Origin of the sequence: Flavobacterium sp., assembly GCF_031423415.1 — a bacterium.
Taxonomy (GTDB): domain Bacteria; phylum Bacteroidota; class Bacteroidia; order Flavobacteriales; family Flavobacteriaceae; genus Flavobacterium.
This window is the reverse complement of sequence record NZ_JANPFL010000113.1, coordinates 1-24472: the sequence shown is the minus strand read 5'-3', so window position 1 is coordinate 24472 and position 24472 is coordinate 1. Positions and strand designations below refer to the sequence as shown.

The window sequence follows — 24472 nt, the reverse complement described above, 5'->3', positions numbered from 1 at the left end:
CTGAATTATGGTTCTTAACAGCTTGTGAAATTATCGAATTTGGAATAAAAGAAATCAACTGTCCGAAAACAGATTTTGTCGAAAAATAGCTATTTTTGTCCATCGTAATTTATGTTTTGCAATACAAAAATACGATTCTTTGAAAGAAGCCATTAATTTGGCTTCTTTTTTATCGGACAACAATGAAAAAAAACTAATAGAACTCATCTAAATTGTTATTTTTGTAACAAAATAAACCAATAAAGTTATATTAATCACCATCCAAAGCCCATGAAATTCGGAATTATTAAAGAAAGAAAAAGCACACCCGATAGAAGAGTTGTATTTACACCCGATGAATTGGCAAGACTAAAACAGCTTCATCAGGAGATTTCTGTAAAGGTTGAAAGTTCCGATATTAGAGCTTTTTCAGATGAAGAGTACAAAAAAATGGGAATCGAAGTCAATGATGATATCAGTGATTGCGATGTATTTTTTGGTGTAAAAGAAGTTCCAGTAGAAAATTTAATTCCCAATAAAAAATATTTCTTTTTTTCGCACACTGTCAAAAAGCAGCCGCATAATAGAAAATTATTGCAAGCTTTATTAAAGAAAAATATTGATTTTTATGATCACGAAACCATTGTCAATGAGCATAATATCAGATTGATTGGTTTCGGAAAATACGCAGGATTCGTTGGTGCTTATAGTAGTTTTCGTGCCTTTGGATTGAAATTCGAATTGTTTAAACTCCCAAAAGCGGCATCACTTTCCGGAAAAGAAGACATGATTGCACATTTGAAACGTTTGGTTTTACCTCCCATTAAAATTGTAAATACCGGAACCGGAAAAGTAGGCAGTGGAGTGAAAGAAATTTTGGATGCTATAAAGATTAAGGAAGTTTCGATTGAAAATTATTTAACAAAAAACTACACACAACCCGTTTATACTCAAATCGATGTTTTGGATTATAACGTCAGAAACGATGGTCAAGTATTAGAGTTTAGGGATTTTTATCAAAATCCTACTGCTTATGTTTCCAATTTTGAGCGGTTTACTAAAGTTTCTGATATTTATATCACGGGACATTTCCACAACAATGAAGCTCCAGATATTCTTACTCGAGAAATGCTAATAGCCAAAGATTGTAAAATAAAAGTGGTTGCCGACATTTCGTGTGACGTGGATAGTTCCATAGCTTGTACATTAAGACCTTCTACCATTGAAGAACCTTTGTATGGTTATTTGCCCATTGATAATAAAGAAGTCGATGTATTTCATCCTGCGGCTATAGTGGTAATGGCTGTAGATAATTTGCCTTGTGAATTACCAAAAGAGGCGAGTGAAGGTTTTGGAGAAATGTTTATGGAATACGTAATTCCAGCTTTTTTTAATGGTGATAAAGACGGAATTTTGAAACGGGCAAAAATGACCGAAAGCGGAAAACTTACACCAAGATTTGCCTATTTGCAAGATTATATTGATGGAAATTAGTTGTGAATTTTGTTTTAAAAATTTATATAAAGCTTCTTAATCAGGAAGCTTTTATGTTTTTAATGAATAAATGTGATTATATTTGAGGATAAATTATTTGGATTTTGAATAATATCGTATTTAAAATAGTTCTTTTCTGGCTTATCGCTTTCCAACTTCATTCTCAGAAGTTGTTGCCATTTGTCGAAAATTACAATAAATCAAACTATCAAGGAGACAATCAGATTTGGAATGTAGCTCAAGGTAAGGATAACGCTATGTATTTTGCGAATAATCATTATTTGTTGCGGTATGATGGCGTAAAATGGGAGCGTTATTTGCTACCTAATAAAACTATCATTCGTTCCATTTTTGTGGATGGTGACAAAATTTATTCAGGTTCTTATAAAGAATTTGGATATTGGTTCCGAAAAGAAGGAAGGATGTCTTACGTTTCAATTTCTGCGGGTAAAAAGGTTTTTGAAGAAATTGAAAATGAGGAAATATGGAAGATTTTTAAGTTTAAAAACCAAATTTATTTTCAATCCTTTAATGAGATCTTTGTGTTTGATGGAAAGAAAATTATCAAAACTAATCTTCCATTTCTAATTTCGTATTGCTTTATTGTTGACAATGAATTTCTAATTGCATCAGTTGGGCGCGGTATTTATAAGATGACTAATGGTACTATTTCAAAAGTAAAAGGTTGGAATATTCTCGAAAACAATGTAATTCACGCCATCGAAAAACATCGAAATAAAACCTATATATTTTCTCAAAAAAATGGAGTTTTTATTATTGAAAAAGGAGTTTTGAATGCTTGGAAAAACCCATTGAATCAAATTTTGAAAACTGCTTACATCAATGTTGCTAAGTTTATAAAAAACAATAAACTGATCATCGGAACAGCTAGTAAAGGAATTTATATTTTTGATTTAAGTACCAATTCCTTTCAAAATATTAACCGTAATAACGTCTTAATGAACAATTCTATTTTGAGTGTTGGTCAAGACAAAGAGAATAACTTGTGGTTGGGTTTAGACAACGGTATTGCCCATATTGAGGTCGATTCACGTATTTCTATTTTTTATGATAATTCGGGAGTTTTAGGTTCAGTATATTCTGTTGCAACTACTAAGAAAGGGTATTTAATGGCTTCTAATCACGGGGTTTTTAAATACGAAGAGAATCAGTTTTCGTTAGTTCCAAATACACAAGGACAAGCTTGGAATATTGGAAAAATGAATGATAAATATCTTATTGGTTACTTTGGGGGAACACTTGTTTATGAAAAGGGCGTATTTACTAAGTTGAATACAATAAGTGGCGGTTGGAACTTAACCAAAAGCAACATTAATAATTCCTATTTGCAAGCTTCTTACAGTGGTGTTTGGATTTACAATGACCCCAATGATTTATCTCAAAAACATAGTATTAATGGACTTTATAAACCTATAAAATATGTTGCTCAAAACCGAAAGAATGAAATTTGGGCTGCCGATAATTATAGAGGTTTATACCGAATTTTGTATGATGATGATTACAAAACCGTTAAGGTAGAAAATGTAACCCAAAAGAGTAAAATTACGAATGATTTTGGTGTGCGAGTATTTGAATTTCGAAACGAAATTCTCTTCTTAATCCAAAACTCCTGGTACACTTATAATTCTATAACTAATCAATTGGTAAATAATGAATTGTTTAACACTAATTTTAAAAATATTTCGGACGTAGTAGCCATTGACGAAAACAACTTTGTGGTACTTCAGGAAGGACTTTTGCATCATATTTATGTCAATGAAAATAAGTTCGTTTGGCATAGCATTCAAGAAAAATATTACAGAGGAAAATTAATTAACGATAATTTGAAGATTTTTAAAAACAGAAGTAACTACTTACTAAATCTTGATGACGGTTATATTTCTCTTCCATTGAAAAATCAAACCACGCAGAGACCAACAATAAAGATAGAAGCATTTAGTGATGGAGATTTGGTGGAAAATAAGTCAAAAATAAAATATAATTCCGAACTAAAAATAGGGATAATATCAGGAATCTACGGGTTTACGAAACCAAGTTTGTTCTATAAAATAAATGCTACAAAAGATTTTATTCGTGTAAAAAATGGAGCAATAGTTTTAAACAATTTAAATAGTAGTTCCCATAATATTGCCATTTTTCATTTTGATGGTTCGAATTATAATCAAGTTTCCAGTTTTGAGTTTGTCGTTGCAAAACCTTGGTATTTTTCTTTTTGGATGATTCTATTATATATAGCTGTTTTAGGAACGATTTTGTACTTGTATTACAAATGGAATAAAATACGTTATATTCAAAAATTAACTTTGCAAGAAGAAGAATTGAAGCATCAAAAGAAAATTCTAGAGATGAAGTTAAAAGCTGAAAACGAACTGAATTTACAAGAATATGAAAAACATATTTTGGAATTGGAATTGCAAACAAAATCATCCGAAGTAACTGGAAAGTCACTTTCAATTGCCAAACAAAGCGAAATGATAGAAAATATTCAGGGAATCTTAGATACTGAAATAGACATCAATAAACTAAAAAGTGAAATCAAAAAAGTCATCAAGTCAAATGCTGTTAACAAGCACGAATGGCAAACTTTTGAATCCAACTTGAATCAAATTCACAACGAGTTTATAATTAATCTCTCCAAAAAATATCCAATTCTTACCTCGAAGGATATTAAGCTTTGTGTCTATTTAAAAATGAACCTTTCATCGAAAGAAATTGCCCCGATGATGAATATTTCTTTTAGGGGTGTTGAATTGCATCGCTATAGATTAAGAAAAAAATTGAACCTTTTTCAAGACGAAAATCTATCTAAATTTCTATTATCTATTTAAATAGTATTATTTTTTACGGATACTATTATTTTTCATTCACTTTTTTGCATTATTCTAATACATCATTACTACATCAAGTGATGTGTTTTTAAGTACCGTTATCGCTCGTAACCTCCTTTAAAAACTGATTTTTAAATTGGTTTTAACGATTTGATGTATTCGTGTAGTAACTTCAAATAGCTTACTATAACGTTGTAATAGTCTAATTTAGCTAAACTAACTATTACAGATTATTTTATGAGAAATTTTATTTTTAGCTTTTTAGCACTCATTCTACTTCCAGCCTATATGTCTGGTCAAGTAATTAAAGGCAAAGTGGCAGATAAAAATGGTATTGGAGTTCCCGGAGCAATTGTCGTAGCAGTCGATTCCAGAACAACCACTGATACCGATTTTGATGGAAATTTTAACATTAATGCCAAAGTAGGAGAGGTGTTAAAAATAAGCATGATAGGTTTTGATGCTATTTCTGTTAAAGCCACAGCCGAAACTATGGCTGTAAAAATGCTTGAATCTAAAGACACCGAATTAAAAGAGGTTGTCGTAATTGGATATGGATCGGCTAAAAAACGAGATCTAACGGGTTCAATTGTTAAGGTGGAAGGGAAAATTGTTGCCGATAAACCAAATACTAATCCAGTAGCGTCTTTGCAAGGACGAGTTTCGGGTTTATCAATAGTAAATTCAGGACAACCTGGAGCAGAACCTGATGTGAGGATTAGAGGAACTGTGAGTAGATACAACACCAAACCATTATATGTTGTAGACGGTATTTTTACAGACAACATCAATTTTATTAATGCCAATGATATTGATTCGATGGAAATTTTAAAAGACCCATCTTCGTTGGCAATTTTTGGAGTTCGAGGAGCAAACGGTGTAATTATTATTTCGACTAAAAAAGCAAAGGAAGGAAAAACTACTGTTAATTATAACACTACATTTGGGCTTAAATCAATAGTAAGCAAACCTTCTCTTGCAAATGCTTCTCAATTTAAAACCTTGTATGACGAGCAGCGAGTAAATCAGAGTGCAGCGCCTTATGCTTATTATGATAAATTCACAGGCAATACAGACTGGATTGATACTATTTCAAATGATAACGCCAGTGTTGTTTACCATAACTTGAGCATTTCTAACGGTACTGAAAAAAATAAGTTTTATTTGGGACTTGGATTAGTTCAAGATGAAGGTTTGATTGATTATGAGAATTATAAAAAATTCACATTTAATTTAAATAATGAATTGCAAATATCCGATGCCATAAAAGTTGGTGTCGGATTTAGTGGTGTCGATGCGAGACCAGCACAATTGCATTCTTTTGATTCTGCGTTAAAGGCTACGCCAATTGTTGAACCTTATAATACAGAAAAAGGCGCTTATAATCAATTACCGACTGAAATTGGAGGAGCACAAATAGACAATCCATTATTATATGTCGAAGGAACGCAAGGAACACAATTGAATCGTGAAACTAGATTTGTCGGTAATGTATTTGCTGAATTCAAATTGTTTAAAGATTTAAAATTCAGGGCGGCTTATTACGCTGATCTAGGCTATAATAAAGGTAGAGGATATTCGCCAGTTATTAATATATATGCTCCCGAAACGGATCAACTTACTCTTGCTTTTGGTGGAAGATCTCAAACATCAGTAAGTCAATATAGCAATAATTACGAAAAGACGCAGCAAGATTATTTATTTACTTATAACAAAACTTTTGGCAATCATAATTTGACAGCAATGGCGGGTTACACACGTTATTATTTTGGATTTGAATCTGTGAATGGTTCTGTTTCTCAATTCATCGATGGAGAACCAATTCCTAACGATAAAAGATGGTGGTATTTGAATGTATATCCTTATGGTGATCGTTCAACCAGTCGATCTAGTTCTGAGCAATATGAAAATGGTACAGTTTCCTATTTAGCTAGGGCTTTGTACAACTATTCAGGAAAATACATATTGAATGGTTCTTTCCGTAGAGATGGTTCTTCGGCATTTATTGGCGATAACAGATTTCAAAATTTCTGGTCGGTGGGTGCCGCTTGGGATGTAACCAAAGAGGATTTTATGCAAGATCAAAAGATTTTTAACAGCCTAAAAATTAAAGGATCTTACGGCGAATTAGGAAATCAATATACCTCTATACAATATCCATCTTATCCTAATTATACAACAGGGGCATCAGCGGTTTTTGGGGACAAATTAGTTCCTGCATACGTTTTGGCTTATAGAAGTAACCCTAATTTAAAATGGGAAACCATAACTTCGTATGAAGGAGGAATAGAAGTAGGGACTTTAAGCAACAGGCTAAAATTCGAAGCCACCTATTTTGATAAAACAACAAACAATTTATTGACCTTTGTTAATTTAGGAGCCGAAAGTTTCTACACAAATGCAGGTGAAATTGCAAATAAAGGATTTGAATTGTCAGCTTCGTGGAATGATAAGGTAACCGCTGATTTTCAATACTCCATAAGCGGTAACTTAACCACTTTAAAAAATGAAGTGAAATCAGTATATGAAAAAGGTTTTCAAGTTGAAGACGGACCTTCAATTTTAACTGCAGGAGCTCCAATTGGATCTTTTTACGGATACATTGTTGATGGAGTTTATCAATCCAGCGCTGATGTATTGAGTTCTCCACTAAGTTCTTTAGAAGCTTATGGATCTGGCGATTTAAAATATAAAGATGTCAATGGTGACGGAAAAATTACTCCAGACGATAGAACTGTTATAGGAAACCCAACACCAGATATTATGTACGGTATGTCAGTCAGTGCCACGTATAAAAACTTTACGCTATCTGCAGATTTGCAAGGTGTTTATGGCAATGAAATATGGAGAGATTGGGGCAATGGTTCAACTTTTGCCCAATTCAACTACAGAACAGAAAGATTGGATCGATGGAATGGTGATGGTACTTCCAATTGGGAGCCAAGACTTAATGATGGGTCTGGATATAACAAACTAAATTCAACCTATATGATTGAAGATGGAAGTTATCTTCGTTTAAGAAATGTGCAATTAGCCTATGATTTTGACTCTAAACTATTAAATAAATTTTATATTCAAGGGTTGAAATTGTTTATTAATGCGCAAAATCCAGTAACCTGGAATAACAATTCTGGATTTACACCTGAAGCTGGAGGATCCCCAATCTCATTTGGTAGAGATTTCGGAGGATATCCTCTTCCAGCAATTACTACGCTAGGTTTAAATGTTACTTTTTAATATAAATAAATTGGGAAATATGAAAAATTATAGATTCATCATTAAATTATCGCTTATAGCCACATTGACATTGCCTACATTTTATTCGTGCAGTGATGCTGATTTTTTGGATATGAAGCCACTAGGAGTTGCTACTGAGGGGGATTTGCAAGCGGGTGGTTTTGAAGAAAAAGCTTTTGGATTGTATGAAAAATTACGCACACAAGAGGGTGTTAATGACTGGTATAGGTACTGGTTTCAAAGTATTCGATCCGATGATGCCGCAAAAGGGAGTACTCCTACAGATGCGTCTACACTGGGAAATGTAATGGATAATTTTTCGTATTCAGCAAATCAATTTGCGCCAAACTGGAACGGTCATTATAGTTTAATATTTGCCTGCAACGATTTAGTAGTTGCTGTTGAAGAATCAGGAGCAACAGATCAAGGAAGTATTACAAATGAAGCCGAGGCTAAGGCCATCAGAGCGTTTGCTTATTTTGATTTGCGTCGTGACTATGGAGAAGTTCCAATTATCTTAAATAAAATCGTGAAGCCAAGTGATGGTGTGAAAGCAAAAAATACTGTTGCCGAAGTAGATGCCCAGATCATAAGCGATTTAGAATTTGCTGCTAAAAATTTACCTCTAAGCTGGCCAACATATCCGGGAAGAGCTACAAAAGGATTCGCGAACAGTCTTTTGGCAAAATTATATCTCTATCAGGGAGATTGGAAAAAAGCACTTGCAAAAAGTGAAGAAGTAATAAGTTCGGGTCAATACAATTTAATGCCCTCTTATGTAACTTTATTTTCTAAAGCGGGTAACAATTCAAGAGAGACTATTTTTGAAGTGCAGTTTTTGTTGATAGGAACAACATATTACACTAATAATTATTTTGAGTCACAAGGAGTACGAGGTTCAGGTACTTGGGATTTAGGATGGGGATTTAATGTGCCTACAACAAACTTAATCGATGCCTATGAAGCTAATGACCCAAGAAAAGCCGCAACCATTCTTACTTCAGGTCAAAGTGATGGATTAGGAAATACACTTCCAGCAAGTCCTCCTTTAGCACAAATGTATTGGAACAAGAAAGCCTATACGCTTCCTGAAGAAAGAAAAAGTTTTGGGGTAAATAAAAATTACTGGGAAAATGTAAAAATTATGAGGTACGCCGATGTATTATTAATAGCTGCGGAAGCGGCTAATGAAGACGGAAATTCCGGTCTGGCAGCAACATATCTAGAACAAATTCGTAAAAGAGCAAGAGGAGCAAATAATAGTATTTTGCCTGCTATTATAGGTGGTCAATCTACTTTAAGAACAGCCATTAAACAAGAAAGAAGAATCGAATTTGCATTAGAAGGCGAACGATTTTATGATTTAGTTCGATGGGGAGATGCCGCAGCAGTTCTTGCTGGAAAAGGATACCAAGCGAAACACAGGTATTATCCAATTCCTCAAACAGCAATTAACCAGTCCGGTGGTATTTTAGTTCAAAATCCAAATTATTAATAACAATTCAACACTTAATAAATTGAAAATAATAAATCATTATAAAAGAAACCGGTGTTATAGTGCTTATTTCATTGGTATTTATTGGATATCAAAATATGGATTGACCTGAATTAGGTTATTATTCAAACCATGTTAAAGTTTTAGGTTTTAGAATAGGAGGTACAGGAAATCCGAAGGTTGGATGAATTGTTGGACGGGTGATTTAGATCAATTTAGAATGTATAGTGCCCTTTTTACTCCTTTAGAAATCAATACTTTATACACAAAGATAAAATAATTAAATAAATACATATGAAAGCAATCCATTGGTATGTATTCTTAAAAAAATCGAGATGAAAACATTTAAATTTTATTCTATTCTATTTTTGTTTTCAATCATAAGTTGCAGCAGCAGTAGCGATTCTCCAAGTCCTACGCCAACACCAACCCCGACACCAACGCCAACACAGCTAACAGATGTTCAAGCAATGGATCAGGTGCAAAAAGATGCAATAAAATATTTTTGGGAATATGCAGAAACCAATTCACGATTGGCCAGAGAGCGATACCACACAGATGACCCTGGAAACGATGCACATATTGTAACCACAGGAGGTTCCGGTTTTGGGCTAATGTCACTAATCGTAGGAATAGAAAGAGGATTTATTCCTAGAGTTGAGGCAGTTTCCAGACTTACAATTGCATTAAATTTTCTTGAAAAGGCAGATCGATTTCATGGTGCTTGGCCACATTGGATTAATGGTGAAACAGGTCACGTAATCCCATTTGGAACTAAAGACAATGGTGGTGATCTTGTAGAAACATCATTCCTTTGTCAAGGTTTATTAACCCTTAGAGAATATTTTAAAACTGGAACTGCAGATGAACAAGCATTGGCAACAAAAGCAGATAATCTTTGGAAAGGCGTAGAATGGGATTGGTACACTAAAGGCGAAAATGCATTGTATTGGCATTGGTCTCCAAGCTATGGCTGGCAAATGAATTTCAAATTAGAAGGATATAATGAATGTTTAATTACCTATGTTTTGGGTGCATCTTCTCCAACACATCCGATATCTGCTGCAGTATATCAGCAAGGTTGGGCACGAAACGGAGGGATTGTAAGTGGAAGTTCGCAATATGGTTTTCAAATAGTATTGAACTATAATGGTTCGCATGGAAATGTTGGTCCATTGTTTTGGTCTCACTATTCTTATTTGGGTTTAGATCCTCGTGGATTGACGGATGCTTATGCTAATTATTGGACGTTGACACAAAATCATTCCAAGATAATCCATCAATTTTGCGTGGCTAATCCAAACAAATGGTCAGGTTATTCAGATAAATGTTGGGGTCTTACAGCAAGTTACACCAGAAATTCTGATGGTACAACAGGTTACACGGCTCATCAACCTAATAATGATTCTGGAGTGATCTCGCCAACTGCTGCTTTGTCTTCATTTCCCTATACACCCACTGAAAGTATGAAATTTTTACATTATTTGTACGATGAAAAAAAGACTACTTTAGTGGGAGTTGCTGGACCATATGATGCATTTTCGCCTCAATATAATTGGGTTACTCCAAGATATTTAGCGATAGATCAGGGAACAATTGTTCCAATGGTAGAGAATCACAGAACAGGATTAATATGGAATTTATTTATGCAATCCCCAGAAGTAAAGGTGGGTTTAAAAAAATTAGGTTTTTCTTCGACCCAGCATAACTTTTAAAAATAATATTAGATGAAAATTTTGATTGTCCGTAATTACCCATAATTGAATAAAAAGCCTTATATTTGATAAAAAAAGTGATGAATCTATTCAATTTTACAGCAAATTTTGGGAGTGAAGAATCTTGTAGACTTCATTTTAAAGAGGAAAGAGACAAAATTGGAGTTCAATGTAAATGCGGAAGCAAAGAGCATTTTTGGATAAAAAGCAGATGGAGTTATGAATGTAAAAAATGCAGAAGCAGAATTTCGTTACGCAGCGGAACGATAATGCAAAGTTCTAATTTATCATTCTTGATTTGGTACAAAACGATGTTCCTTCTAACGGCAACAAAAAAAGGATTCTCAAGTAAAGAAATTCAAAAGCAACTGGGATTGAAACGTTACGAACCGGTTTGGTCTATGGTTCATAAGTTGCGAAAAGCAATGGGCAATAGAGATGCGCGTTATACTCTGGAAGGAATGATTGAATTTGACGAAGGATATTTTACAATTGAATCTTCTGAAATAGAACAAGAAAAAGGAATTCGTGGTCGTGGTGCTGCTGGAAAATCTAACGTTGCAATTATGGCAGAGTCAACAGTTTTAGAAGATATTGAAACGGGAGAAAAATCAAATCATTGCAGATATTTTAAAGCAAAGGTCTTGACAGATCATACATCGGAACAGATAAATCAAACAATCAAAGAATCTATTTCTGAAAAAAGTATTCTCTTTACAGACAAAAGCACATCATATATAGATATTGCAGATTATGTAGAGATTCACATTACAGAAAAATCGAATAAAGAAACTACAACAGAAACTTTAAGGTGGGTACATATTGCAATTAGCAATGCTAAAAGGAATTTCTTAGGAAATTTCCACAAAATTAAAGGAAAATATCTCCAATTATACCTAAACGAGTTTGTTTACAAGCTAAATAGAAGGTATTTTGAAGAAAAATTATTCGATAGACTAGTGGTAGCAAGCATTACAGGATTATGACAAAAAACGGACAATCAATGATGAAAATTAAACTAATTATATTCTTTATTGGCTTTTCACTTTTTGGCTACAGCCAAAAGAAACAAGCTATTACTCCCAGCACTATTAAGCCAAAAGCTGAGTTTATTGCTGATTTATTGTCGAAAATGACCGTTGAAGAAAAAATTTACCAAACCGTACAATTCACGTCAGATGGAACGGTTACAGGCCCAAAATCGGGTGATAATTTCATTACCCGAATTCAACAAGGAAAAGTGGGTTCAATACTTAATGCAACGGGTGCTAAAGAAACCAGAGAAATCCAACGTATTAATTTAGAAACTTCAAGGCTAAAAATTCCTTTATTATTTGGTCATGATGTAATTCACGGGTACAAAACTATATTTCCTATTAATCTTGCAATGGCTTCCTCTTTTGATCCCAAAGCAGTAGAACTAGCCGCTCGAATTGCTGCTACCGAAGCTTCATCTGCAGGAGTTCATTGGACATTTGCACCAATGGTCGATATTGCTCGTGATGCAAGATGGGGAAGAGTTTCTGAAGGTTCTGGTGAAGATAATTTCCTGGGAACACAAATGGCTATTGCCAATGTAAAAGGTTTTCAAGGCGATGATTTATCAAAAAACAATACGATTTTGGCTTGTGCCAAACATTTTGCTGCTTATGGTGCTGCCGAAGCAGGAAGAGATTACAACACCGTCGATATGTCTGAAAGAGTTTTGCGTGACACTTATCTACCTGCTTTTGAAGCCGCAGTAGATGCTGGTGTGAAAACTTTTATGGTGGCTTTCAACGAAATTGCCGGAGTTCCATCTACAGGGAATAAATTCTTGATTCGTGATGTGCTAAAAGGGGAATGGAAATTTGATGGACTTGTTGTGTCCGATTATACGGGTATTAATGAATTAGTAGCTCACGGCTTTGCAACGGACAATAAAAATGCTGGAGAATTAGCTTTACAAGCAGGCGTTGATATGGATATGGTTAGCGCTGCTTATATGAATTATACCAAGCAATCTTATGATGAAGGCAAAGTAACTTTAGCACAAATTGATGATGCTTGCAAAAGGATTTTGGATGTAAAGTATGACTTGGGATTATTTGAAGATCCATATCGATATTCTGATGAAAAAAGAGAAAAGGAAACGATATATAAACCGGAATTTTTAGAAGCCAGTTTTGATATAGCCAAAAAATCATTGGTTTTGTTAAAAAACAACAATAACGTTTTGCCATTAAAAGCCAACCAAAAAATTGCTTTTGTCGGTCCTTTGGTTAGTGACGAATTTAATATTATAGGATCTTGGGCAGCTCTTGGTGACCGTTCTGGTTTTGCAACTAGCGTGAAAGAAGGCGTGACTAATTATTTGAAAAATATTTCAAACATAACATTCGATCAAGGAGTAGAAATCCAAAGTGGCAAAAGAGATATGATGCAAAAAGCATTGGATAATGCTAAAAACGCCGATGTTATTGTAGCCGTTATGGGCGAAAGAGAGAATATGACTGGTGAAGCAGCTTCTCAAACTAATATTGATTTGCCGGGCTTGCAAAAAGAGTTTTTAGTCGAATTGAAGAAATTAGGTAAACCAATTGTTCTGGTATTATTGAATGGAAGACCATTAACTCTAAGTTGGGAAAACGAAAATATGGATACCATTCTGGAAGCGTGGTGGCCTGGAACTCGCGGTGGTGATGCGATTGCACAAACCCTTTTTGGAGAGAATAATCCAAGCGGAAAATTGCCAATGTCATTTCCTAGAAACGTGGGTCAGGTTCCAATATATTACAATCATAAAAACACAGGGAGACCGTATTTAGGGCCAACAGATCCAGAACAAAAATACAAATCCCAATATACTGATGTGGTTAAAAGTCCCTTGTATCCTTTTGGATTTGGGTTGAGTTACACCACATTCGAATATTCTAACATGAAAATTTCAAGTGATAAAATCAAGTTTGGAGAAAAATTAAAAATTAGTGTCGATGTCAAGAATACTGGGAATTACGATGGACAAGAAGTAGTTCAACTTTATATTCGGGATTTAGTAGGTTCTGTAACTAGACCAGTGAAAGAATTGAAGGGATTTGAAAAAGTAGCTTTAAAAAAAGCGGAAACAAAATCTGTTTCATTTGAAATTTCATCTGAAGATTTAAAATTTTATAATCTCGATATGAAAAATGAAGCTGAAGCAGGAAGTTTTGAAGTTTTCGTTGGCGAAAATTCTGATACCGAAAGAAAAATAAATTTTGAATTAGTTCAATAATTTTTAGTAACTTTAAAAGTTAAATTACTATAAAAAAAGCGAAAGCCTTTACAAAAATGAAAATTAGTTTATTCCTATTTTATTCTATTGTTTCCAGAATGAATCGAGAATTTAAAAACAAATACAGCAAAACACAGAAAGTATAAAGGAGATTTATTTTTTGTGTTATCAACAATCCAATCTCTTAAAAAAAAATTTAAAAAAAATTTATTATGAAAAAAATTACCGTTTTAATGGCTCTAATGATTACCTCATTAGGCTTTTCGCAATCGTATTTGCCTTTTACATTTACGAATGCAGACCAGTTAATGACTGGTCAAGGTGGGACAGGCACTTCTTTAGTTCCAGATCCTGCAAGTGCGACAAACCAAGTAATGCAAATTGTGGGTGGCACCGATACTTGGGATAATGCCATAATTGATTTAAATCCATCAGTGAATCTTCAAGATGATGCGAACAACACGATTAGTTTTAGGATTAACCCTATTGGTATAACTGGTGTTCGTCAGCATTTAATTAAATTTGAAGGTCCAGGTCAGGTAGAGTATTTTTTCACTACCACAGGTTCAGGATGGCAAACCATAACCTATAATTACCCATCAGGACTTGCTGCTTATGGAAAGATGGTTATTTTTACTGATTCTGGTGCAGAAAGTAATGGATTTGCGAACGCTAATACCGGAACATATTTAATTGACGACATAATGGGAGGTACAAATAACCCACTTTCTGGTGGAGTTTCTTTGCCTCTTACATTTTCGTCTGCTGACCAATTATTTACAGGTAATGGCGCACCTACTTCATTAGTTCCAGATCCAATGGATGCTACAAACCAAGTGATGCAAATAGACGGATCTGTTGGTGACAATTGGAATAACGCTGTAAAAAATCTTAATCCAGGAGTTAATCTTTCAGATGATGCCAATAACACTATTACCTTTAGAATTAACCCAATTGGAGTTACTGGAGTTCATTCACATTTACTGAAATTTGAAGGTGCAGGCGCGACCGAATTCTTTTTTACAACCACAGGCTCAGGATGGCAAACAATAACTGCTGATTTTGCTTCAGGTCTTGGAACTTATCCTACGATTGTTGTTTTTCCAGATGCTGCAACACTTGATACTGGAATGTATTTAGTAGATGATTTTAAATTCGCATCTGCTTTATCCGCACCTAAATTTGATAAGGCTTCTATTAAAATGTATCCTAATCCAATGAAAAATACACTAACAATTGAAGCAAATAGTAGCATTCAAAGAGTTTCTGTTTACAATGTTTTGGGCCAAGAAGTTATGAAAGCTAGTCCAAAAACGAACTCAACTACTTTACAAACTAGTCAACTTCAAAAAGGTGTTTATATGGTAACTACCGAAATTGAAGGTGTAATTAGCACATCTAAAATGTTAAAAGAATAAAGCTTTTTGCTGAATACCTTTTTTACAGTTAAAGGCACGTTTTCATAAAACGTGTCTTTATTTTTTTACATTCAAGTTTTGTTCTAAAAAAATAGCTTCGATTTGCGCGAAAGTAAAGCCGTCTTGACAAAAATTTAAATACTAGATTTAAAGCATAAAATCCCATAAAATGAATTATTTAAAAAAATGCATCACTTTTTCTGTCCTTTATTTGTCTGTGGTTTATTTGCAAACTGCCTATTGTCAAGTTATAGAGAATTATGAAGGAACTCCAATCCTGATGAATAGTATTAATGGAGGTTCAGCCGATTTGAGTACTATAACAGTAATAAATAATCCTCACAAAACTGGAATTAATACTAGCAACAAGGTTTGTAATTTATTCCGTGATAAAGATGGAATTCCTGATTCAGGTTTCTGGTCAATAAAATCAATTAATTTAACCACAAATAAATTCATACACGTTAAAGTATTTAAACCAAGAATTAGCCCAGTCAAGTTCAAAGTAGAAGATGGAGCGGCAGGAATTCTGGAAATAGCTAGTATAAGTCCGCAAACAAAAATAAATCAGTGGGAAGATTTAGTGTTTGATTTTAGCAATCTTACCGGAAGTTATACTAAAATTAGTTTGATGCTGGATTTAATAGTTCCAGTAGGTTTGGATACAGATATCAACATCTATTTTGATGATATTATTATCAACAATAATTCAAATCCAATTACTTTTGTTGATGAACTTTTTCAAAACAGTTATAAATTGTATAAAGATATCAGAAAGTCGAATGGAGTTTATCTTGATGCCTTGGCGCTAAATGGAGCGGGAGCAAAGCCAGCCGCAATTGCAGCGAATGGAGTTGGACTGATGTCATTGTGTATTGCTGATGCTATGTATGCCAAAACTGGAGATGCAGTCAATTGGGAACCTAACGCAAATCAAGTAATCGCTACCACGCAAACCTTTATTGATTTTAAAAATAATGGTAAAATAAATGGAGCAGGAATGTTTCCGCGCTATTTTAGGTGGGACAATGGAGGCCAAGACGGCAGTTGGTCCTATGAATATAGTACAATCGATAATGCAATTTTTGCGATGGGATTACAAATGTGCAAAAATTATTTCTCTACCAATACGACAATTGTGTCGAATGTAAATATTTTATTAAGTGTTATGGATTATACAAAAGCAATTTATCCTACCAAAATGGCTATGGTCTTAGACCAATCAGGAAATAATGGATCTGCATTCACGAATCCTTTTAACGAATATATGTTGGTGGCTTGGTTAGCCAAAAACACAACTGCTTCGAATCCAGGTTTTGTTAAATCACAAACTTTTTGGAACACTTATTTTGCCAATCCAACGACTGCACCAATAGCAAGACCCAATTATGGAGGTTATATAACCCTATCTGATGGTGGCTATTTGTCTTGTTTTATTCCACAGTTTTGTTATTATTTTGTCAATTTGTTTAAAAATGATGCTAATTATATGTCCTACTTTAGTAATTGGTTGAATGCTGATAAATTATTTGCAATAAATAATGGTGCGCCCAATAGTTTTGAATGGGGACTTGGAGCAGGAGAGATTCCAGGTGGTGGATATTCTGCTGACAAAATAAATGATAATCCGAACAAAATCGTCTCACCTCATATCATTGCTGGTTTCAGCCCAATATATTCTAATGCAAAATCAGACCTTTTGAGTCTCTACAATAATGGCAATGGCGTTTCTATTTATAGTCTTCCTAGTAATTTTTCAAAAAAAGTTTTATGGCGTTACAAACGAACCGCTACAACTGCAAGAGCATCGTACATCCAAGCTATAGATTACTCCACAATGTTATTTGGCTTGGCTTCATTGCCTGAGAATTTGGGTGTGAATTGGTTTTCAACTTACAATTGGCCATTGGACATTCAATCCTTATCTTTAAGTGATTTTTCGGATAATGATAAAATTTCTATATATCCCAATCCATTCGATGAAAAAATAATGATTTCTTTCAAAGAAAAAACGTCTGCAGAAATTCATATATTTGATGTGTCAGGAAAACAAATATGGGCAACCAAAATAAATGATATAACCGAAACTATTAATTTACCAAAGCAATTACAATCAGGTTTATACTTATTGGAATTAAAAACAAATAGCGAAACTTATCGGGTTAAAATATTAAAAAAATAGTATAAAATATTCTTCAATTTAAAAATCAATAAATGAAAAATTTTCTTTCACTTTCTTTAATTTTTGTAATGAATATGGTTTTTTCGCAAAATATTCAATCTCCGTCCAAAAACATTGCTGTTGATTTTAAATTATCAGCTTCTGGACAACCCTTGTATGTCGTAAATTACAAAGGAAGCCCATTAATATCCGAAAGTACTTTAGGAATAAAGCTAAAAGACATACCAGCATTGGACGGCAATTTTGAAATTTTAGATACAAAAGCGAGTACTTTCAACGAATCGTGGAAACCCGTTTTAGGCGAACAATCAAGTATTGTAAATCATTACAACGAACTCTTAGTTTCTCTTGTTCAAAAAGGAACTCAGATAAAAATGAATATTTTTTTCAGGGTTTTTGACGAAGGAGTTGCCTTTAGATATGATTTTCCAAAACAAAAAGACCTGAATTATTTCATCATTTCAGATGAGGTTTCGCAGTTTAATTTGACCGATAATCACAAAGTTTTCTGGCTTCCCGGTGATTTTGACAGTCAGGAATATGTGTACAACGAAACCAAATTTTCTGAAATTGACAATTCAAAATTAAATTTGAATAATGGAATTGGAGTAAAATCGATTGCTGGGCAATATGTGGTTCAATCACCATTAATGATGAAATCGCCTTCGGGATTGTACCTCAATATTTTTGAAGCAGCAGTGGTCAATTATCCCGTAATGCACCTTGATGCAGATGTAAAAAATTATAAATTAACCTCTCATTTGGTGCCAAATGCCATTGGCGACAAAGCCTATTTGCAAGCGCCTTGCGTTTCACCTTGGAGAACAATTATGATAAGCGATGATGCCAGGTATATTGTCGGTTCCAAGATGATTTTGAACCTGAACGAACCTTGCAAAATAGACGATACTTCTTTCATTAAACCTATGAAATATGTGGGGATTTGGTGGGAAATGCACGTAGGAAAATCGACTTGGGATTACGCTGGTTCACAAAATGCACAGAATGTTTTGACAAAGGATTTATTGCCATCAGGAAAACACGGTGCAACAACTGAAAACACCAAAAAATATATTGATTTTGCTGCCAAAAATGGTTTCGATGGCGTTCTTGTCGAAGGCTGGAATGTCGGTTGGGAAGATTGGTTTGGCAACTGGAAAGAAGAAGTTTTCGACTTTGTAACGCCTTACCCAGACTTTGATATTGATGCGGTTACGGCTTACGCCAAATCTAAAAATGTCAAAATGATTATGCACCACGAAACTTCGGCTTCGGTTGCTAATTATGAGAGACATTTAGACCGTGCTTTCAACTTGATGAAAAAACACAATTATCCCGCGGTAAAATCAGGATATGTGGGTAAAATTATTCCGCGTGGTGAATTTCATGACGGGCAAACTATGGTCAATCATTTTAATTTTGTAGCCCGTCGTGCTGCCGATTATAAATTAATGCTGAATTCGCACGAAAGCTCACGCCCAACGGGTTACAGCAGAACCTATCCAAACTATATCGCTGCCGAAGCCGCTCGCGGCAATGAATTCAATGCTTGGAGTACTGGAAATCCACCTATGCACGAAACGATTTTACCATTCACCAGATTGCTTGGCGGTCCAATGGATTACACGCCGGGAATTTTTGAAATAAAAATGAGTTATTACGATAAATCGAAAACCGAGCAAGTTCATACTACTTTGGCAAAACAATTGGCATTGTACGTCACGATGTATTCGCCTTTGCAAATGGCTGCCGATTTACCTGAAAACTACGAGAAATACCCAGATGCGTTCCAGTTCATCAAAGACGTTGCGCTCGATTGGCAAGATTCAAAATATTTGGAAGCAGAACCCGGAGATTATTTGACAGTAGTTCGAAAAGCTAAAAATTCAGAGAAATGGTTTCTAGGCGCCATCACTGATGAAAATGCTCGACAATCTGAAATTAAATTGAATTTCCTTACCAAAGGGAAAAAATACAAAGCCATTATCTATGAAGATACAAAAGATGCCGATTGGAAAAACAATCCAATTGCTTATAAAATTAGTACCATAGAAGTTACTTCTAAATCGAAAATCAGTTTGAATTTGGCTCCTGGAGGAGGAACAGCGATAAGTGTTGAGCCGATTAATTAGATTTTTTGTAATAGTAGAGACCTATGAGGTTTTTAAAACCTCATAGGTCTGTTTTACAACATATTTAATTTTAGTAAAAGTAACGCAATACAAAAAACAGTAAAATGAAAAATATCAAGAATATACTCATAATTATCATTGTTGTTTTTTACACAAATGCCAATGCCCAGCAAAAAACCTACTGTAATCCTATCAACATTGATTATGGCTATTGTCCCATTCCTAATTTTGTGACCCAAGGAAAACATCGCGCCACTGCAGATCCTGTGATTGTAAATTTTAAAGGCAAGTTTTTTCTTTTTTCGACCAATCAATGGGGATATTGGTGGAGTGACGATATGAGTGATTGGAATTTTGTACCTCGAAAATTTTTGTTGCCGCAACATAAAGTATATGACGAATTGTGCGCACCAGCCGTTTTTGTGATGAAAGACGAAATGTATGTAATTGGTTCAACACACGAACCGACTTTCCCCATTTGGAAAAGTAAAAATCCAACCAAAGACGAATGGGAAATCGCCACCGATTCTTTGAAAGTAGGCGCTTGGGATCCCGGGTTTTTATACGATGAAGAAAAAGATAAACTGTTTTTATACTGGAATTCAAGCAATGAATTTCCGATTTTGGGAACCGAAATCAACACTAAAACTTTGCAATCAGAAGGCTTTGTAAAACCAATGATTTCGCTTCATCCTGAAGATCATGGTTGGGAGCGATTTGGAGAATACAACGACAATACTTTTTTGCAACCCTTTATGGAAGGCGCTTGGATGACAAAGCACAACGGAAAATATTATTTGCAATACGGAGCACCAGCAACGGAATTTAGCGGCTATGCCGACGGTGTTTTTGTAAGTTCCGATCCTTTATCAGGGTTCAGTTATCAAGCTCATAATCCGTTTTCGTATAAACCGGGTGGATTTGCCCGAGGAGCTGGTCACGGTGCAACTTATCTAGATAATTTCAAGAATTATTGGCACGTTTCCACCATAGTTTTAGGAGTTAAAAACAGTTTTGAACGCCGAATAGGAATCTGGCCTGCAGGTTTTGACCAAGACGATGTGATGTATTGCAACACTGCGTATGGCGACTATCCAACACAATTGCCAACCAAAAATGCTGATCATCTCAAGGGATTATTCACAGGATGGATGCTGTTAAATTATAATAAACCACTACAAGTTTCTTCCACTTTGGGAGGATTTCAGCCTAATTTCGCCGTTGACGAGGATTTAAAAACCTATTGGAGCGCCAAAACAGCGAATGCTTATGAATGGTTTCAAACGGACTTGGGCGAAGTTTCAACCATAAATGCTATCCAAATTAATTATGCCGATCAGGATGCGGAGTTTATGGGTAAAACAATAGGGAAGTTCCATCAATATAAAATTTTAGCTTCGAATGATGGAAAAAGATGGACAACTGCTGTCGATAAAAGTACCAATAAAAAAGATGTGCCGCACGATTACATTGAATTGGAAACTCCAATTAAAGCGCGTTTTTTGAAATTGGTCAACCTGAAAATGCCAACGGGTAAATTTGCTTTAAGTGGTTTTCGGGTTTTTGGGAAAGGCGCTGGCGAAAAACCAAAAGCGGTGGAAAATTTTGTTGTGCTTCGGGCTGAAAAAAATAAATTTGGCGAAAGACGCAGTTCTTGGATGAAATGGGAACAAAACGATGGCGCCGATGGATATACAATCTACTTTGGAAAATCACCGGATAAATTATATGGAAACATCATGGTTTATGGCAAAAATGATTATTTTTTCACCGGAATGGATAGGGAGGATACTTATTATTTCCAGATTGAAGCCTTTAATAATAATGGCATTGGTCCACGAATAGAAATCAAAAAGTCGGAGTAAATTTGAGTTTTTGGACTAGGTTATGAAAATTTTGTTGGATTGTGTGTAGCAATTAAACTTTTCCTTCATATAAATTAGCAATAGGAAAAATCAAGTCAAAGTCATTCCAATTTAAGTTACCATCAATAATTTGAAAAGAATTGAATAAGGTTTCGTCTAAATACTTTCTAATTGATTGATGGTGAGATTTGGACAAGAAAGTGGAAAAATCTACAAATCTTTCAACACCATCATTAAACTCAAGTAATATATGATAATTGCCAAGATTTTTGGCATTAACTATAGTTAATAATTTGTCCAACTCATTTTCGGTATTTATAACTGTAAATTTCATTTGTATATGATTTATTTGTTATAATTTTTTTGTTATTTTTTCAAACGCTACTTCCTTGTGATATACAAAATAAGCTATCCATTTTTCGATAATTTGTTCTGAATAAACGGCTAAAAAAGCTTCGAAATCTTTTAAATCCTTGTTTGCGAGTGGTTTTCTACCTTTTGAATTGTGTATTATAATTTCTGTAATTACACCGTTTTCTATACAAAATGTTGCTTTGCTTTCAAATTCTCCTTTTTTAGCATGAACGTGAATTGGTTCATGCTCGTTGGAATAAAAAAACAAAATAATTCCTAAATATTCATATAGTTTTGGCATATTATAGACTAATCATTGTAACAAAGATAATCACATTTTTTTAATTTTTTTGAATTCAAGATTTAATCTTTAACCTTTTCGAAACTTGGATGATCTAATGGAAGTTCTAAACTGTGCTATGACACTTTAGTTTTATTTTATTTTGAGTAAAGTTTAGTCAACGAACCGAAATAAGTAAATCGGAGTGAAAAAGGCAATTGTAAAAACAACTAAAACAAGCTTGAATTCAATTTAAAAATATGAATTTTGACTCCTGTTTTATTTTCGCTGTTTATTCAAAATATTCGATGATTCGAAAATATTTTACCGATGGTTTTCTGTCTAAGGTAACAGTATTGGTAATCCAATTCCCGTTTTGGTTTTAGTTATAAACGTTTTCTTGATTTCTTTTATCTGTTGTATATAGTTTTTAATTAATCATCATATCGATACTTAAATTTATATTCAAAGTCAATTCTATCGTTTTAAGCTAAAATGTGATTTAAAAATTTTACCTTCATTGTAATGCAAAACAAACCAATAATCGTCCGAAATTACCTGTCGAGAGTTATATAATCCATCCCAACCATCTATATCTGGTTTTATTATTGTAAGTAATTTTCCGTACCGATCATAAATTTCTATTCGTGCTGTTGGTTGGTTTAACTTTCCAGAAAGGTTCCAAGTATCATTGAAGCCATCACCATTTGGAGTGAAAAATTTAGGAAACCCTAGTACGAATACCGTTATTTCTTTATTGATACAACCTTCCAAATCAAAGACACTTATTTTATGTTCGCCAAAGTTAACATTATTAAAAGTATTTGATTCTTGGGCTTCTCCATTATCCAATTGATATCTAATATTCATTTGTGCTCCTGCAGTCTCGAATATAGAAATTGACGAATATTCTGTAAAGTCATCCTTTACTATAGCATAAAAATCTTCATTAAAAATTTTCTCGCTAATTACAGCAATGTTAGAATTAAGTACACAATTGGCTGTTATGTTTGTTGCTATAACATTATAATTTCCGATATTTTTTGCGATAAATGAATTTTCATTTGCATTTAATATTTGTAAACCATTTAAAAACCATTGAAACGTATAACTTGATGAAGGCAGATTGGTTTCTAATAATCTCCCTTGCAAAACCAATCCTGTTTTGGAATTTGTGCAGATTACACCATCATTCAAAATTATATTTAAGTTCTGATCGACAGTTATTTTCATTATTGTATTTGTGGAACATTGTCCTGTATTTGGCGTAAAAGTATAAGTTGTTGTTGCTAAATTATTCAAAGCTGGCGACCAAGTTCCCGAAATAGAATTCGTAGAAGTCGTTGGCAAAGCCGATAAAGTTGCACCGCTACAAATAGGATTTACTTGAGTGAATGTTGGCGAAGCACTCGGATTGACCGTTATCGTCATTGTTTTAGTTGGCGCACATTGTCCAGCGTTTGGCGTAAAAGTATAAGTTGTTGTTGCTAAATTGTTCAAAGGTGGCGACCATGTTCCCGTAATAGAATTGGTTGATATGTTTGGTAAAGGCAATAAATTGTCTCCCGAACAAATAGGATTCACCGATGCAAATTCTGGAACTACACTAGGATTTACTACAATTGTCAACGTTTTTGATGTTGCACATTGTCCAGCGTTTGGCGTAAAAGTATAAGTTGTTGTTGCTAAAGTATTCAAAGCTGGCGACCAAGTTCCCGTAATAGAATTGGTTGATGTGTTTGGCAAAGCCAATAAATTGTCTCCCGAACAAATAGGATTCACCGTTGCAAATGCTGGAACTACACTTAGATTTACTACAATTGTCAACGTTTTTGATGTTGCACATTGTCCTGCATTTGGTGTAAAAGTATAAGTTGTTGTTGCTAAATTGTTCAAAGCTGGCGACCAAGTTCCCGAAATAGAATTGGTTGATGTGGTTGGCAAAGCCGATAAAACATCTCCCGAACAAATAGGATTCACCGTTGCAAATTCTGGAACTACACTTGGATTTACTACAATTGTCAACGTTTTTGATGTTGCACATTGTCCTGCATTTGGCGTAAAAGTATAAGTTGTTGTTGCTAAATTATTCAAAGCTGGCGACCATGTTCCCGTGATAGAATTGGTTGATGTGTTTGGCAAAGCCAATAAATTGTCTCCCGAACAAATAGGATTCACCGATGCAAATTCTGGAACTACACTAGGATTTACTACAATTG

Annotated in this window: 14 protein-coding genes; 11 read left to right on the top strand and 3 right to left on the bottom strand. The window is 34.3% G+C overall.

Going from position 1 to position 24472, the window contains the following annotated elements:
• Positions 1-270: 270 nt before the first annotated feature.
• The 11 genes from RMO83_RS09770 to RMO83_RS09720 all read left to right on the top strand — a co-directional run bounded on the left by RMO83_RS09770 (position 271) and on the right by RMO83_RS09720 (position 21619).
• The gene (locus RMO83_RS09770) at positions 271-1473 is read left to right on the top strand and encodes an NAD(P)-dependent oxidoreductase (protein WP_310559497.1); all 1203 of its coding nucleotides are present in this window, start codon (positions 271-273) and stop codon (positions 1471-1473) included.
• Between the two features lie 104 nt (positions 1474-1577).
• The gene (locus RMO83_RS09765; protein WP_310559496.1) at positions 1578-4322 is read left to right on the top strand and encodes a histidine kinase; all 2745 of its coding nucleotides are present in this window, start codon (positions 1578-1580) and stop codon (positions 4320-4322) included.
• 237 nt (positions 4323-4559) lie between these two features.
• Entirely contained in the window at positions 4560-7559 is a 3000-nt protein-coding gene (locus RMO83_RS09760) for a TonB-dependent receptor (RefSeq protein WP_310559495.1), read from the top strand.
• A gap of 19 nt (positions 7560-7578) precedes the next feature.
• Positions 7579-9054 carry a RagB/SusD family nutrient uptake outer membrane protein gene (locus tag RMO83_RS09755; protein ID WP_310559494.1) on the top strand — a complete coding sequence of 492 codons (1476 nt, stop codon included), beginning with the start codon at positions 7579-7581 and terminating at the stop codon, positions 9052-9054.
• Positions 9055-9389: 335 nt separating this feature from the next.
• Positions 9390-10769 carry a glucoamylase family protein gene (locus RMO83_RS09750; protein WP_310559493.1) on the top strand — a complete coding sequence of 460 codons (1380 nt, stop codon included), beginning with the start codon at positions 9390-9392 and terminating at the stop codon, positions 10767-10769.
• Between the two features lie 80 nt (positions 10770-10849).
• Positions 10850-11755 carry an IS1595 family transposase gene (locus RMO83_RS09745; RefSeq protein WP_310559492.1) on the top strand — a complete coding sequence of 302 codons (906 nt, stop codon included), beginning with the start codon at positions 10850-10852 and terminating at the stop codon, positions 11753-11755.
• Between the two features lie 17 nt (positions 11756-11772).
• Positions 11773-14022 carry a beta-glucosidase BglX gene (gene bglX / locus RMO83_RS09740; protein ID WP_310559491.1) on the top strand — a complete coding sequence of 750 codons (2250 nt, stop codon included), beginning with the start codon at positions 11773-11775 and terminating at the stop codon, positions 14020-14022.
• 212 nt (positions 14023-14234) lie between these two features.
• Positions 14235-15440: a T9SS type A sorting domain-containing protein gene (locus tag RMO83_RS09735; RefSeq protein ID WP_310559490.1), complete on the top strand. Its 1206-nt coding sequence runs from the start codon at positions 14235-14237 to the stop codon at positions 15438-15440.
• Between the two features lie 169 nt (positions 15441-15609).
• Entirely contained in the window at positions 15610-17622 is a 2013-nt protein-coding gene (locus tag RMO83_RS09730) for a T9SS type A sorting domain-containing protein (RefSeq protein ID WP_310559489.1), read from the top strand.
• Between the two features lie 32 nt (positions 17623-17654).
• Positions 17655-19754, top strand: coding sequence for a glycoside hydrolase family 97 protein (locus RMO83_RS09725; protein ID WP_310559488.1), 2100 nt, complete (start codon positions 17655-17657; stop codon positions 19752-19754).
• A gap of 104 nt (positions 19755-19858) precedes the next feature.
• On the top strand, positions 19859-21619 hold the full coding sequence (locus tag RMO83_RS09720) for a discoidin domain-containing protein (protein ID WP_310559487.1): 1761 nt from the start codon (positions 19859-19861) through the stop codon (positions 21617-21619).
• Positions 21620-21671: 52 nt separating this feature from the next.
• Here RMO83_RS09720 and RMO83_RS09715 read toward each other — a convergent pair whose 3' ends face one another.
• The 3 genes from RMO83_RS09715 to RMO83_RS09705 form a co-directional block, all read right to left on the bottom strand.
• Complete coding sequence (locus RMO83_RS09715) at positions 21672-21953, bottom strand: DUF2442 domain-containing protein (protein ID WP_310559486.1); 282 nt, start codon at positions 21951-21953, stop codon at positions 21672-21674.
• Between the two features lie 18 nt (positions 21954-21971).
• Positions 21972-22274, bottom strand: coding sequence for a DUF4160 domain-containing protein (locus tag RMO83_RS09710; RefSeq protein ID WP_310559485.1), 303 nt, complete (start codon positions 22272-22274; stop codon positions 21972-21974).
• 456 nt (positions 22275-22730) lie between these two features.
• Positions 22731-24472 (bottom strand): T9SS type B sorting domain-containing protein (locus RMO83_RS09705; RefSeq protein WP_310559484.1); only part of this gene is annotated, 1742 nt, incomplete at its 5' end.